The 12,704-nt window shown below is 31.4% G+C and carries 15 protein-coding genes; 9 read left to right on the top strand and 6 right to left on the bottom strand.

Features of this window, described 5'->3' with window-relative positions:
* Positions 1 to 2 precede the first annotated feature (2 nt).
* Positions 3 to 488 (bottom strand): GNAT family N-acetyltransferase, encoded by a 486-nt coding sequence (locus D1815_RS03080; protein WP_027393579.1) that lies wholly within the window; start codon positions 486 to 488, stop codon positions 3 to 5.
* 205 nt (positions 489 to 693) lie between these two features.
* Between D1815_RS03080 and D1815_RS03075 the strand changes: the two genes are divergently transcribed.
* Genes D1815_RS03075 through D1815_RS03055 form a run of 5 tightly spaced genes read left to right on the top strand, consistent with a single transcriptional unit; the run spans position 694 to position 4,192 of the window.
* On the top strand, positions 694 to 1,044 hold the full coding sequence (locus D1815_RS03075; protein ID WP_051336160.1) for a hypothetical protein: 351 nt from the start codon (positions 694 to 696) through the stop codon (positions 1,042 to 1,044).
* A gap of 5 nt (positions 1,045 to 1,049) precedes the next feature.
* The gene (ribD, locus tag D1815_RS03070) at positions 1,050 to 2,099 is read left to right on the top strand and encodes a bifunctional diaminohydroxyphosphoribosylaminopyrimidine deaminase/5-amino-6-(5-phosphoribosylamino)uracil reductase RibD (RefSeq protein ID WP_240337542.1); all 1,050 of its coding nucleotides are present in this window, start codon (positions 1,050 to 1,052) and stop codon (positions 2,097 to 2,099) included.
* On the top strand, positions 2,092 to 2,700 hold the full coding sequence (locus D1815_RS03065) for an HAD family phosphatase (protein WP_118385875.1): 609 nt from the start codon (positions 2,092 to 2,094) through the stop codon (positions 2,698 to 2,700). The genes ribD and D1815_RS03065 overlap by 8 nt, the downstream gene beginning before the upstream one ends.
* Positions 2,697 to 3,566, top strand: coding sequence for a GRP family sugar transporter (locus D1815_RS03060; RefSeq protein ID WP_118385874.1), 870 nt, complete (start codon positions 2,697 to 2,699; stop codon positions 3,564 to 3,566). The genes D1815_RS03065 and D1815_RS03060 overlap by 4 nt, the downstream gene beginning before the upstream one ends.
* A gap of 11 nt (positions 3,567 to 3,577) precedes the next feature.
* Complete coding sequence (locus tag D1815_RS03055; RefSeq protein ID WP_118385873.1) at positions 3,578 to 4,192, top strand: YigZ family protein; 615 nt, start codon at positions 3,578 to 3,580, stop codon at positions 4,190 to 4,192.
* Here D1815_RS03055 and D1815_RS03050 read toward each other — a convergent pair.
* Entirely contained in the window at positions 4,173 to 4,595 is a 423-nt protein-coding gene (locus D1815_RS03050; protein WP_027393573.1) for a thioesterase family protein, read from the bottom strand. The genes D1815_RS03055 and D1815_RS03050 overlap by 20 nt on opposite strands.
* Before the next feature lie 191 nt (positions 4,596 to 4,786).
* Here D1815_RS03050 and dnaA point away from each other — a divergent pair, with 191 nt between their 5' ends.
* The 3 genes from dnaA (at position 4,787) to D1815_RS03035 (ending at position 7,619) form a co-directional block, all read left to right on the top strand.
* A complete protein-coding gene (gene dnaA / locus D1815_RS03045; RefSeq protein ID WP_027393572.1) occupies positions 4,787 to 6,214 on the top strand; it encodes a chromosomal replication initiator protein DnaA in 1,428 nt (475 codons plus the stop codon).
* A 13-nt stretch (positions 6,215 to 6,227) separates the two neighbouring features.
* The gene (locus tag D1815_RS03040) at positions 6,228 to 6,680 is read left to right on the top strand and encodes a low molecular weight protein-tyrosine-phosphatase (RefSeq protein WP_118385872.1); all 453 of its coding nucleotides are present in this window, start codon (positions 6,228 to 6,230) and stop codon (positions 6,678 to 6,680) included.
* A 207-nt stretch (positions 6,681 to 6,887) separates the two neighbouring features.
* Positions 6,888 to 7,619, top strand: coding sequence for an SAM-dependent methyltransferase (locus D1815_RS03035; protein ID WP_118385871.1), 732 nt, complete (start codon positions 6,888 to 6,890; stop codon positions 7,617 to 7,619).
* A 6-nt stretch (positions 7,620 to 7,625) separates the two neighbouring features.
* Here the strand turns inward: D1815_RS03035 and D1815_RS03030 are convergent, their stop codons facing one another.
* The 4 genes from D1815_RS03030 to dapF form a co-directional block, all read right to left on the bottom strand.
* Positions 7,626 to 8,291: a peptidoglycan-binding protein LysM gene (locus D1815_RS03030; protein ID WP_118385870.1), complete on the bottom strand. Its 666-nt coding sequence runs from the start codon at positions 8,289 to 8,291 to the stop codon at positions 7,626 to 7,628.
* A 354-nt stretch (positions 8,292 to 8,645) separates the two neighbouring features.
* A complete protein-coding gene (gene mltG / locus D1815_RS03025) occupies positions 8,646 to 9,689 on the bottom strand; it encodes an endolytic transglycosylase MltG (RefSeq protein ID WP_118389845.1) in 1,044 nt (347 codons plus the stop codon).
* Positions 9,679 to 10,206, bottom strand: a complete 528-nt coding sequence (locus tag D1815_RS03020) for a GNAT family N-acetyltransferase (RefSeq protein WP_027393567.1) — start codon at positions 10,204 to 10,206, stop codon at positions 9,679 to 9,681. Before D1815_RS03020 ends, mltG begins: the two co-directional genes overlap by 11 nt.
* Entirely contained in the window at positions 10,200 to 10,985 is a 786-nt protein-coding gene (dapF, locus tag D1815_RS03015) for a diaminopimelate epimerase (protein WP_118385869.1), read from the bottom strand. Before dapF ends, D1815_RS03020 begins: the two co-directional genes overlap by 7 nt.
* Positions 10,986 to 11,150: 165 nt before the next feature.
* Between dapF and D1815_RS03010 the strand changes: the two genes are divergently transcribed.
* Positions 11,151 to 12,569 (top strand): trypsin-like peptidase domain-containing protein, encoded by a 1,419-nt coding sequence (locus D1815_RS03010; protein ID WP_027393565.1) that lies wholly within the window; start codon positions 11,151 to 11,153, stop codon positions 12,567 to 12,569.
* Positions 12,570 to 12,704 lie beyond the last annotated feature (135 nt).

Below are 12,704 nucleotides of genomic sequence, written 5' to 3'. Positions count from 1 at the left end.
ACCTACAAATCTTTAATCATCCAAGCTTGACAACTATAATGTCCTGTATCCCCCATCGGTGCATCTAAAGCTTTAAATCCTACTCTTCCGTACAACTTTCTAGCTTCTTTCATATAAGGCATAGTCTCCAAATAACATTTAACAAACCCTTGTTCTTTTGCAAAATCGAGACATTTACTCATCATTTGCGAACCTAAACCTTTTCCTCTTGCTTCTGGCAGAAAATACATTTTTTGAAGCTCACATATTTCTGAACTTCCTTTTTCTAATTGGGCAATTCCCGCACCGCCAATAATCTTACCATCATCTTCTACAACAAAATATTTTTTTCGAGGAGCATCATAAGTTTCATACATTACATCTAATGCTTCGTCCTCATAAGCTGTCCCGACCTTAGGAACTCCCATCTCAATCAAAACATCTCTAATTACTTGAGCTAAAGCTTGGTTATCTTCTGGTGCAACTGAACGAATTTTTATCGTACTCATTATAATATTTAAATACTACTTTTGTTAATCTAAAAATTAATGACTTTCATCTTTTTATATAGATGAAATATACGTTAAATCCATACAGTAATCAATGAAGAAGCTTTTATTATTATCAACAATATTTCTCATAATTTCTAGCTGTTCTATATCTAAAAAACCCGAGTTTAAATATATTACAAATATTGATGTTAAAAATGTCAGTATGCGTAATATAACAATACAAGCAGATGCAGTTTTTAATAACCCTAATAACTTAAATGGTAAACTTTCTATTGATGACATCAGAGTTTTTGTTGATAACATAGATGTAGGTTCTATTTCTTCTAAAGAATTTGATGTCCCATCTAAAAAAGAATTTACGATTCCATTAGAAGGAACATTTTCACTTTCTAAGATTTATGAAGAAAACAAAAATAGCCTTCTTAATAGTGTAATTAAAATGGTACAGACAGATTCTCTTCTTATTCGTTATGAAGGAAACATTAAATATCATTTCGGAAATTTTTCTTATCCGTATAAGATCAATAAAGAACAAGAAGTAAGTTTAAAATAGTTAGAGTGAATACACTACACGAAAAATACATAAGACGTTGCATTCAAATTGGAAAAAATGCATTAGGTAATGCCAGACCAAACCCGATGGTTGGTTGCGTTATTGTTCTTGACAATATGATTATAGGAGAAGGCTACACTAGTCCATATGGAGGTAGTCACGCTGAAGTAAATGCAATACAATCGGTAAAAGACACAGCTTTATTAAAAAAAGCCACTCTATATGTAACTCTGGAACCATGTTCTCATTTTGGAAAAACTCCTCCTTGTAGCGATCTTATTATAAGGCATCAAATACCAAACGTAGTTATAGGAACAATAGACACACATAGTAAAGTTTCTGGAAGAGGTATCGAAAAACTTAAAAATGCTGGATGCAATGTGACTCTAGGTGTTTTAGAAGTTGAATGTAGAAAACATCACAAGCGTTTTTTTACATTCCACAATAAAAAACGCCCCTATATTATTCTCAAATGGGCACAAACTATAGATGGATTTATTGCTCCAGAAAAAACAACAAAAAGAGCTCCCGTGTGGATCACAAATTCTTACTCAAGACAATTAGTTCATAAATGGAGAGCAGAAGAACAAGCTATCCTTGTTGGAAACAAAACAGTAATAGAAGATAACCCAAGACTTACTATTAGAGATTGGTCCGGCACCAACCCTGTAAGAATAATAATTGACCTTTATAACAAAATCCCAAAAGGTTCTTCTATTTTAGATAAAACCGTAAAAACAATTGTAATTACAACTAGTGATTACAAACAAGAAAATGAGGATACTGTTTTAACATATGAGATGATTGATTCTAAGAACAATGTTCCTCAACAAATTTGTAACATCCTTCATTCTAACGAGATTCAATCTGTAATTATCGAGGGAGGTAATTACACCATTCAATCATTTATCAATGAAAACTTATGGGATGAAGCAAGGGTATTTACAGGAATGAATAGTTTTCTAAAAGGAGTAAAAGCTCCTGCACTTGAATCTAAACGAACCTCAGAGAAAAAAATAATTGACGACACCTTAAGAATATATTATAATGATTAAAACTATTATTTTTGATTTTGGTGATGTCTTTATAAATCTAGATAAGTCAGCTACAATAAGGGAACTTACAAAACTTGGATTACCTCTCTTCACAAAAGATCTAGAACACTTAAATGAATCCTATGAAACTGGAGAAATTACAACTAAAGAATTTATTAACCATTATCAAAAATTACTTCCCGATGCTTCTGAAAGAAAAATAATAAATGCTTGGAATGCTATTCTAAAAGATTTTCCAAAACACCGCTTAGAGTTCCTTCAAAAATTATCTAAAAACAAAACATATCAGTTAATTTTATTAAGCAATACAAACGAATTACACATAAATTGGATAAAGGAGAATATCCCATTTTATTATGATTTTAAATCTTGCTTTCAAACATTCTATCTTTCACATGAAATCAATTTAAGAAAACCTAATTTAGATATTTTTCAATTCGTATTAGACAACCATCAATTAACTCCATCAGAAACTCTTTTTATTGATGACACTTTTGCTAATACAACTGCAGCTCAGGAGCTAGGAATTAATATATGGAATAATGACCCCAAAAAGGAAGATATTACAAATCTATTTACCATAAAATCTAATTTGTTTTGATATATCTATTACTAAGTATACTCGCCTCTAGTTGGATTTTAATAACTTTTAAATTATTCTCTAAATACAACGTAGACACATTACAGGCAATTATCATTAATTATATTGTTGCTTCATTATCTGGATTAGTCGCATACCCTAAACCGATCACCATAACAACTATCATAAAATTTGATTGGTTTTATGGAACGATTGCCTTAGGGCTTATCTTTATATTAATCTTCAACTTAATGGCAATTACCACTCAGAAGAGTGGTATATCAGTAGCAGCTGTAGCAACTAAAATGAGTGTTGCTATTCCTGTTGTATTCGGGATACTTATATATAAAGAAAATACTGGAATATTAAAAATAGTAGGAATCATATTAGCTTTAGTTGCTGTTTATATGACCTCGATAAAAACTAACGATGGGATTTCTATAAAAAAAGAAAATCTAATTTACCCTTTTCTAGTTTTTATAGGAAGTGGTATCATAGATACAAGTCTAAAGTTTATGGAAAAGAATTACGTTTCTGAAATAGATACAGCAATTTTTTCATCATCTATTTTTGGTTTTGCAGCAATAATAGGAGTATTTGTATTAATTTATAAAGCAATTACTTCTAAATTAAAAGTATCCATTAAAAATATTATCGCAGGAATTTGCCTAGGTATCCCAAACTATTTTTCAATATATTTTTTGATTCAAGCATTACGTAATCCTAATATGGATAGTTCTACTATCTTTATAATTAACAATGTTGCCATTTTATTAGTGTCTACATTTGCTGGAATTTTCTTTTTTAAAGAAAAATTAATTCAAAGAAACTGGATAGGGATTATACTAGCAGTTATAAGTATTTTATTAGTTACTTTTTCTATTTAATATCAAAAGAATTGAACACTACAGACACTTACAAGACAATAACTGAGCCAGGAGAAGAGGTTTTATTTAAGGACAAGAACAGTAAATTCTTTGGATACTCATTTCCTATAATTTCGGAAGAAGAAGTAAAATCAATCATAGAATCATTAAAAAAACAACATCATGCTGCTAGACATTGGTGTTATGCTTGGCAACTTGGCACCGAAAACATAAAATACAGAAGTAATGATGATGGAGAACCTTCTAACTCAGCAGGCCAACCTATTTATGGACAAATTCAATCCTTTCAAGTCACAAATATCTTAATAGTAGTTGTTAGATATTTTGGTGGTGTTAAGCTTGGTGTTGGAGGGTTAATTAACGCTTATAGAACAGCAGCACAATTATCTCTTCAATCTTCTAATATTTTAGAAAAAACAATCGATATTAAATTCTGTATCACTTTCGAATATAAAAACATGAACAAAGTGATGCGAATTATAAAGGAGCGTCAACTTAAAATTACCAATCAAAAATTAGAATTAGACTGTAAAATATTTATTTCTGTAAGAAAAACAATAGCTAATGAAATAAATGATCTTTTCTCTACGTTGTACGAAGTAGAAATTAAACGAGTAGACGATTAAACTCTTTTTCTATTATGTTTAGTAAGTAAGGTGGGCATAAAATTGGTTTTCTGGTTTCGGCATCTACAAATACCAATGTTGAAGAAGCAATTGTTAACAATTCTTCATCTTGATTGTAAATTTTGTAGTCAAAAATGATACGAACTGTAGGAATTTTCTTTAAAAAAGTTTTAACAGTTAATTCGTCGTCAAAGAATGCAGATTTCTTAAATTTAAAATCTAATGTAAAAACAGGAAGCATAATACCGCTTTCTTCCATTGATTTATAGGAAACACCCAGTCTTGATAGCCAATCAATACGGGCTAACTCTAAATATTGTGCGTAGTTACCGTGATGGACTACTCCCATTTGATCGGTTTCGGAATACCTAACTTTAAATGATGTTTCTGAACTGATTGACATTTATTTTATTAAAAAAGTATGATTAATATAAAATTGCAATTATCTAAGTATGCGAAAAAAATAATTAAAATTCAACCCCAAAATCGTTTTTTTTTTACATTTTTTGTTCACATATTTGTCTTGCAAAAAAAGAAGGAACTTTTTCAACAATTTTCCGTTAATAACCTAATAAAAGTAATCTAACCACTCTAATGAATATAACTGCGCAATCAGTTTGGGATAATTGTCTGTCTTTTATAGAGGATAACATTACCCCGCAAGCTTTTAAAACCTGGTTTGAACCTATTAAAGCTGTAAAGCTTACGGATAGCGCTTTGAGTATTCAAGTACCCAGTAAGTTTTTTTATGAGTGGCTAGAAGAACACTACGTAAACCTTCTTAAAGTATCTTTAACTAGAGAACTAGGAGAAACTGCAAAGTTGGTATACATTATTAAAATGGAAAATACGTATGGTAACAAAAAACCATTTACTGAAAAGATTCCTAGTGCTAATAGAAAAGCAGTGAGCTCTCAGGAAGTTGATGTGCCAATCAAAAGCAAAAATCCTGAATTAAAAAACCCATTTGTAATTCCTGGAATTAGAAATGTAAAAATTGAATCTCAGTTAAATCCAAGTTATAATTTTGAAAATTTCTTAGAAGGAGACTCTAACAGACTAGCAAGATCAGCAGGAATGGCTGTTGCTAACAAACCTGGAGGTACTTCTTTTAACCCTTTATTAATTTTTGGAGGAGTAGGATTAGGTAAAACCCACCTAGCTCATGCCATTGGAGTTAACATTAAAGATAATTATCCCGAAAAAACAGTCTTATATATTTCTGCTGAAAAATTCACTCAGCAGTACATCGAGTCTGTAAAAAAGAATAATAGAAATGATTTTATTCATTTTTATCAAATCATCGATGTATTAATAGTAGATGACATTCAACTATTATCGGGAAAAGCTGGAACACAAGATGTATTCTTTCATATATTTAATCACCTACATCAAAACGGTAAACAAGTAATTCTTACTAGTGACAAAGCTCCTGTAGACATGCAGGATATTGAACAACGATTACTTTCACGTTTTAAATGGGGATTATCTGCAGAGCTGCATCAACCAGATTTTGAAACAAGAATCTCAATTATAAAAAACAAACTTTATCGTGACGGTGTAGAGATGCCTGAAGATATTGTGGAGTTTTTAGCAAACAACATAAAAACCAATATCCGCGAATTAGAAGGCGCTATTATATCATTAATTGCTCACTCCTCCTTCAACAAAAAGGATATCACAATAGATCTTGCAAAAGCTATTGTAGACAATTATGTTAAAAACACAAAACGAGAAGTATCCATAGACTACATACAAAAAGTAGTTAGTGACTATTTTCAAATGGATGTAGAAACATTACAATCCAAAACACGTAAACGTCATATAGTACAAGCAAGACAGTTAGCCATGTTCTTTGCTAAGAAGCTAACAAAGGCTTCATTAGCAAGTATTGGAACACAAATAGGAAAAAGAGATCACGCTACTGTACTTCATGCTTGCAAAACTGTTGACAACCTTTCCTCTACAGATAAGCAATTTAGAAAATACGTAGAAGATTTAGGCAAAAAGCTTACCCTCTAAAATCCTGATTTACATGAAAGTTAAGATCTTAATGGTATGCCTAGGAAACATATGCAGGTCTCCCTTGGCAGAAGGCATTCTAGCATCTAAACTAGATTCTGAAAAATTTCAAGTAGATTCAAGTGGCACAAGCAATTACCATATTGGAGAACAACCAGACAGAAGATCTATTGAAACTGCCAGAAAACATGGGATAGATATTACAAATCAAAGAGCTGCTCAGTTTAAAGTCAGTGACTTTGATCATTACGATTTCATCTATCCAATGGATAATTCTAACTACCAAAACATAATAAAACTTTCTCGTAATGAAGAAGATCGTAAAAAAGTAAAGTTAATTTTAAACGAATTACAACCGTATCAAAATCTAGATGTTCCAGATCCGTATTATGGAGGAGATCAGGGTTTTGAAAATGTTTATCAAATGCTAGATAAAGCATGTGACCATATTGTTACAAAGCTATAAAAAGAGACCTAGCCTAGAAAACAAAGTTTTTGTATATTTAGAAACAGTTAACCTAATTTAAATATACTATTCTTTGAAAACAAAATTAACTTTTCACCAATACCCACATTATTTCCAAAGCATATCCAAATTCATCATCTGGATCACAAACCCTAAGAATAGCACACAAAATTCAATTAATCAAAAATTAGCTACTAAATAAACATTATGGAATCAAAACCCCTAGATCCTAAAGGAAAATTATATTTAATCCCAACTAGATTAGGAGACGACGTACCATTAGAAGTACTACCTATCTCTATAAAAAAAGTACTAGAACAAGTAAATCATTACATCGTTGAAAACGAAAAACCCGCAAGACGCTTTATAAAAAAAGTAAGCCCTAGCAAATCACAACGATCCTTAATTATTCATTCAGTAAACAAATACACTGATGCTTCTGAAATACCAAATTACTTAGCTCCCTGCCTCAATGGAGAATCTATTGGATTATTATCAGATGCTGGATGTCCCGGTATTGCTGACCCAGGAGCAGAAGTAGTAAGGTTAGCACACGAAAAAGGAATTCAAGTAACACCTCTAGTTGGACCATCATCTATATTTCTGGCTATGATGAGTAGTGGTATGAATGGACAAAATTTCAGCTTTAACGGTTATCTGCCAATTGATAAAAACGAAAGAAAATCTACTATTAAGTTTCTTGAAAAAAATTCTCTTGAAAAAAATCAAGCTCAAATTTTTATAGAAACTCCTTACAGAAATGATAAAATGTTAGCCGACTTATTAGCCATTCTTAATCAAAATACTAGATTATGTATCGCAAGTGATATCACGTTAACTACAGAGTATATAAAAACTAAAACTGTAGAAGAATGGAAGAATGAGCAAATTGAATTACACAAAAAACCTACAATATTTATTATCCAAAGAGATTTCTAGTAAAAATTAAGCTTTTGCCTTTCTATTAGGAACAACGAACGATGTATCAAACCCAGAAAAACGCTTCATGTAATATCGGATTGTTGTACCAAAAGCATCAGCAAAACCATCTACTCCACCGCTGCGAAGATATTTTTTTACTGCACCTGGTCCTGCAAGGTGTGCTGCAGCAAGTACACCAGACTCCGTAATCATAATACCATTCATTCTTTTACCAGCAAACCATTTAAGATCTCTGCGTAAAATCCATTTATTCCTAGAAAGGTTTGCATAAAATGCTCTTTCCTGTAATTCTGGAGTAGAAAGAAAAATATTTTTATTTTTTATACCGATCAACTGAAGAGTCCCTATACCAAATTGATACTTTCCCATGTATCCAAATTGATTTACAACACCGTAGTCTCCTCTAGACTCTTTAAAAGCTACAGCTTCTTTAAAACCTACATATGACTTACCTAACTCTGGATAAACGAAATTACTTATTAGATCATCGTTAATTTCATTGTAATCAAGACCATCCTCTATTTCATTAAAATTAGGAGCGATATAATAAAGATCTAATCCAGCGGTACTATACGAGCTTAGATCTGTGCTATTTTTTGGTTTAAAACTTACTAAAACGATTCCCCCGATTGTAAGAATTAAAAAAAGTCCAATTATCCTTTTTATCATATAAAAAATTTCTAAGTAGACATCAAAAAGATGTTCCCCTCTACTTAAATTTTTGCGGTGCAAATATACAGCTTTTTTTCAAACCAAGCACTATAACATGTTAAACTTATTATAATACTGAAAAACAGGTGTTTACACATAAAAAAGAGTTAAAAAAAGTACTAAAAAGTCAAAAAAACTCTTAAATATTGCACTTAAACGTCAAAGTAAGAGTTTTGATCGATTAAAATCACACAACAAGTTTGTTAGGTAATTAACAAGATTCGAAAAGAAAATGTTGATAAGTTAACACTAGAAAACGTTTTTATCTACAATCCGGAATGATTTTTTCCTACAAAAAGAACCTTAGAAATTCTATCTATTTACTCCTTGTTTATTAATCCAATTGATGTATTGTTTTTTATTTCTATTGTGTTGAGCCATTGTTTTAGCAAACTTATGATATCCAAAGTTTTCTACATTAGCCACAAAGAAGTAGTACTCATGATTTTCATAATTAAGCACTGCATCAATAGAAGAAATATCTGGCATAGTAATAGGTCCTGGAGGTAAGGTGCTGTACTTATAAGTATTATAAGGACTGTCTAACTCTAAATCTTTATAAAGTACTCTTTTAATAACCATATCCCAGTCATCTCTATGTTTTTTCAATGCGTATATAACTGTTGGATCTGCATCGAGTTTCCATCCATTTTTATATCTATTCATATAAACTCCTGCCACCCTTGGTCGTTCATCTACCTTAGCTGTCTCTTTTTGGACAACAGAAGCAATAGTAGTTATTTCATTAAATGTTAAACCAATACTTTTCGCCTTACTTGTCCTATTATCATTCCAAAACCGTTTATACTCTTTCAACATTCGGCTTCTAAACTGCTCAGCAGATGTATTCCAAAAAAACTCATATTTATTCGGAACATACATTGCTAGTGCATTATCAATTGTAAAACCTTGTTCAGCTATAAAATCCGAATCTTTAAAAGCTTTTAATAAAGACAAACTATCAGCCTCTATCTGTTGAGCAACTCTAGCCGCTAGGTTTTCCAATCTTTCTTGATTATTAAAACTTAGTTGAATTGGTGTGTTTTTACTTCGCAATAAACCTACAATTTCATTATTATTTAATCCTTTTTTAAGAATATACCTTCCCGCTTTCACTTTATTAGTATACCCTTTTTTAGCAGCTATTTTATCAAAACTGGAAGGGTCTTTTAATAAAGGATGTATAATTTTTCTTAATTCTGGATATGTTGTTCCCGAAGGTATAAATACTGTTGTTGTTTCAGAATCAAAATTTGTATTAGGAGAAAAAACTGCCTGATACACATAATACGCAAACAACCCACCACCTATTAAACCAATTAAGGCTATTATTAATAATATTCTTTTAATGTACATATATATGTTGATATAATAATTCATCCTTGTACATACCAGATACAAGGTTCCATTCTTTCTTTACTCCTATATTTATAAACCCTTCTTTCTCAAACAACCTTATACTTGCAACATTATCTTCTGCAATGTTAGCGTATAATTGATGTAACCGTAAGTGTGTTTTACCGTAATTCTTAATAATGCGTAGAGCTTCTTTACCATATCCTTTTCCGCGGTGCTCTTTTTCCGCTATTAGAATACCTACTCCTGCCCTATTGTGAGTCGGGTTAAAATCGAACAAATCAATAAGTCCTAATGTAGCTCCATCATATGAACAAATAACGAGTCGTAATTGTTTGGCATCATAAATATCCTGATGTGCATTCTCTAAATATTGTTTAATCAAAAATCTAGAGTAAGGAGTTTGAGTTGTACTCATCTCCCATATTTGCTCATCGTTTTCAATTAAATAAACAAAATCTAAATCTTCAGGTTCTAATGCCCTCAGATAAATATGCTCACCTTTTAATGTCAACATGTGATCTCTCCTTTAAAAACTTGTTCTGCTGGACCAATAAGAAATATATCTTCATAACCATTAATAGTTTCCTTAAAAGTTACCCTTAATTCACCTCCAGGAGTTTTTACACTAACTTCTTCTTTATCCGTCATTTTTGTTCTATGCATAGATAATGCAACTGCAGTTACACCTGTCCCACATGATAAAGTCTCATCTTCTACCCCTCTTTCATAAGTACGTACAGAAAATAAATCATCAGATTCTTTTTGCACAAAATTGACATTACTTCCTTCCTCAAAATACGGAGATCCATTTCTAATTTCACGACCAATATTGGGAACATCATAAGAAACCAAATCATTTACCATAGTTACATGGTGTGGAGAACCGGTATCTAAAAACAAATGTGAATCATATTGTTCGATTTTGGAAACATCCTGCATTTGCAAATAAACTACCCCATTCTTTATTTCTGCCTTATGCTTTCCGTCAATTGCGGTAAAAGTAGCCCTGTCGTCAACTACATCTAAAAAAGCTGCAAAAGCTACCAAACACCTTCCTCCATTACCACACATGGTACTCTCATTACCGTCTGCATTAAAATACACCATAGTAAAATCATCTTCTTCATTTTGAGGAAGTTCTAGCAACATTAAACCGTCTGCTCCTATTCCAAATTTTCTGTCACAAAGTCCTGCGAATAATTTGGTATTATTTTTGGACAAAATTGATTCTCTATTATCAATGATTACAAAATCATTACCGGTACCTTGATATTTATAAAAAGTAAGGTTCATTATTTTATTCAATTATAAAGAGCAAAGGTACAAAGAAAGTAAACATATAATCGTTGTTAATGGTCCGTTAAATATCTAAAAAAAATATACTATAGTTGTAATTTTAATAGTTATTAAGAGTCTATATTATAGTACTAGTCAAATTAAACGAAAAAAGAAAAGAAGATGAAAAGATTTTTTAGCTTATTGGTTGTAGCTATTTTAGCAGGAGTAATGACATTGGGAGCATATAAAATGTTTCTCGAACCTGAAGCGGTTGTTATTACTAAAAATGAGACCACACAAAAAACAAATTTAATCCCAACCGCGTATACTGCAACTAACATAAATACCGCGGGCACCAATGTTGATTTTACTGTTGCTGCAGAAAAAACAGTAAATGCCGTTGTTCACGTTAAACAATATGGAATTTCCAAGACACCAAGGAATCTGATGGAATACTTTAGAAATGGAGGAACTACCGAAAGAAAGATTCAAGGTGCTGGATCTGGTGTTATTATTACAGAAGATGGATACATAGTTACAAACAATCATGTAATAGATGGTGCCACTGATTTAGAAGTTACATTAAACAATAATAAATCATATAAGGCAGAGGTAATAGGCACTGCTCCACAATCAGATATTGCATTAATTAAAATCGACTCCGATGAAAAATTATCCTATATCCCTTTCGGAAATTCAAATACAGCAAAAATTGGAGAATGGGTGTTGGCAGTTGGTAACCCTTTTAACCTTACATCTACGGTTACTGCTGGTATAATTAGTGCCAAATCAAGAGATTTAAATGAATATGATGGCAATTTTCAATCATTTATACAAACAGATGCAGCCATCAATCCAGGAAATAGCGGTGGGGCTTTAGTAAATATACGAGGAGAACTAATAGGTATAAACACAGCAATTACATCACAAACCGGAAGTTATGTAGGATATGCTTTTGCTGTACCCTCTAATAATGCTCGAAAAATTGTGGAAGATATATTAGAATTTGGAGATGTACAAAGAGGAATATTAGGTATAAACGGAGATAATCTTACTAAACAGGTAATGGAAAAATATAACATTAATGAAACTCAAGGTGTTATCATTACAAATGTAGGTGAAGATAGTGGCGCTAAGAAGGCTGGATTAAAAGAAGGTGATGTTATTAAGGAAATAGATGGATTAAGAATTAAGAAGTTTGCCGACCTAACAGGTTATGTAAATAGCAAAAGTCCTAATGACATTATTAATGTGAAAATAATTAGAGAAAATGAAGAACTTAATGTACCTGTAACTTTGTCCAAATATGTTATCCAAAGATATAGCATTGAAGATGTCGGTGTAGAAGTAGCGAATCCAAATCCAGACTATTTAAAGAAATTTGATTTGGACCATGGAGTAATCATCAGCAAAGCACTAAGTCCAAAAATGCAACGATATAATCTAGAAGGCTTAATTATAAGTGAGATAGACAGCAAAAAGGTAAAAGATGTTTTACAAGTAAAACAAATTATAGAAAGCAAATATCCAGAAGAAGACATTACTATCAGCTTAATTGATCGTAATGGAGAAAAGAGAGAGTTTGTTTTCCAAAATTAGAAGGAACGTGAAGTAAAATCAACAATCCCATTACTAACAAAAAGTAATGGGATTTTTTTATTTAAAAAACTTTACGAAAACGTTTGAAATTCATACTTTTGCGCGAAATTTCAAGATTCTAAAAACACAACACAT

Source organism: Aquimarina sp. AD1 (assembly GCF_003443695.1).
GTDB lineage: Bacteria > Bacteroidota > Bacteroidia > Flavobacteriales > Flavobacteriaceae > Aquimarina > Aquimarina latercula.
The sequence above is the reverse complement of the archived record's forward strand: the minus strand, read 5'-3'. Positions and strand labels throughout refer to the sequence as shown.

Coding starts and splice junctions, on each gene's coding strand:
- D1815_RS03065 (WP_118385875.1), top strand. CDS start 2,092: ATGATTAAAACTATTATTTTTGATTTTGGTGATGTCTTTATAAATCTA.
- D1815_RS03035 (WP_118385871.1), top strand. CDS start 6,888: ATGGAATCAAAACCCCTAGATCCTAAAGGAAAATTATATTTAATCCCA.
- D1815_RS03080 (WP_027393579.1), bottom strand. CDS start 488: ATGAGTACGATAAAAATTCGTTCAGTTGCACCAGAAGATAACCAAGCT.
- D1815_RS03020 (WP_027393567.1), bottom strand. CDS start 10,206: ATGTTGACATTAAAAGGTGAGCATATTTATCTGAGGGCATTAGAACCT.
- mltG (WP_118389845.1), bottom strand. CDS start 9,689: ATGTACATTAAAAGAATATTATTAATAATAGCCTTAATTGGTTTAATA.
- D1815_RS03040 (WP_118385872.1), top strand. CDS start 6,228: ATGAAAGTTAAGATCTTAATGGTATGCCTAGGAAACATATGCAGGTCT.
- D1815_RS03030 (WP_118385870.1), bottom strand. CDS start 8,291: ATGATAAAAAGGATAATTGGACTTTTTTTAATTCTTACAATCGGGGGA.
- D1815_RS03075 (WP_051336160.1), top strand. CDS start 694: ATGCGTAATATAACAATACAAGCAGATGCAGTTTTTAATAACCCTAAT.
- dnaA (WP_027393572.1), top strand. CDS start 4,787: ATGAATATAACTGCGCAATCAGTTTGGGATAATTGTCTGTCTTTTATA.
- D1815_RS03050 (WP_027393573.1), bottom strand. CDS start 4,595: ATGTCAATCAGTTCAGAAACATCATTTAAAGTTAGGTATTCCGAAACC.
- dapF (WP_118385869.1), bottom strand. CDS start 10,985: ATGAACCTTACTTTTTATAAATATCAAGGTACCGGTAATGATTTTGTA.
- D1815_RS03010 (WP_027393565.1), top strand. CDS start 11,151: ATGAAAAGATTTTTTAGCTTATTGGTTGTAGCTATTTTAGCAGGAGTA.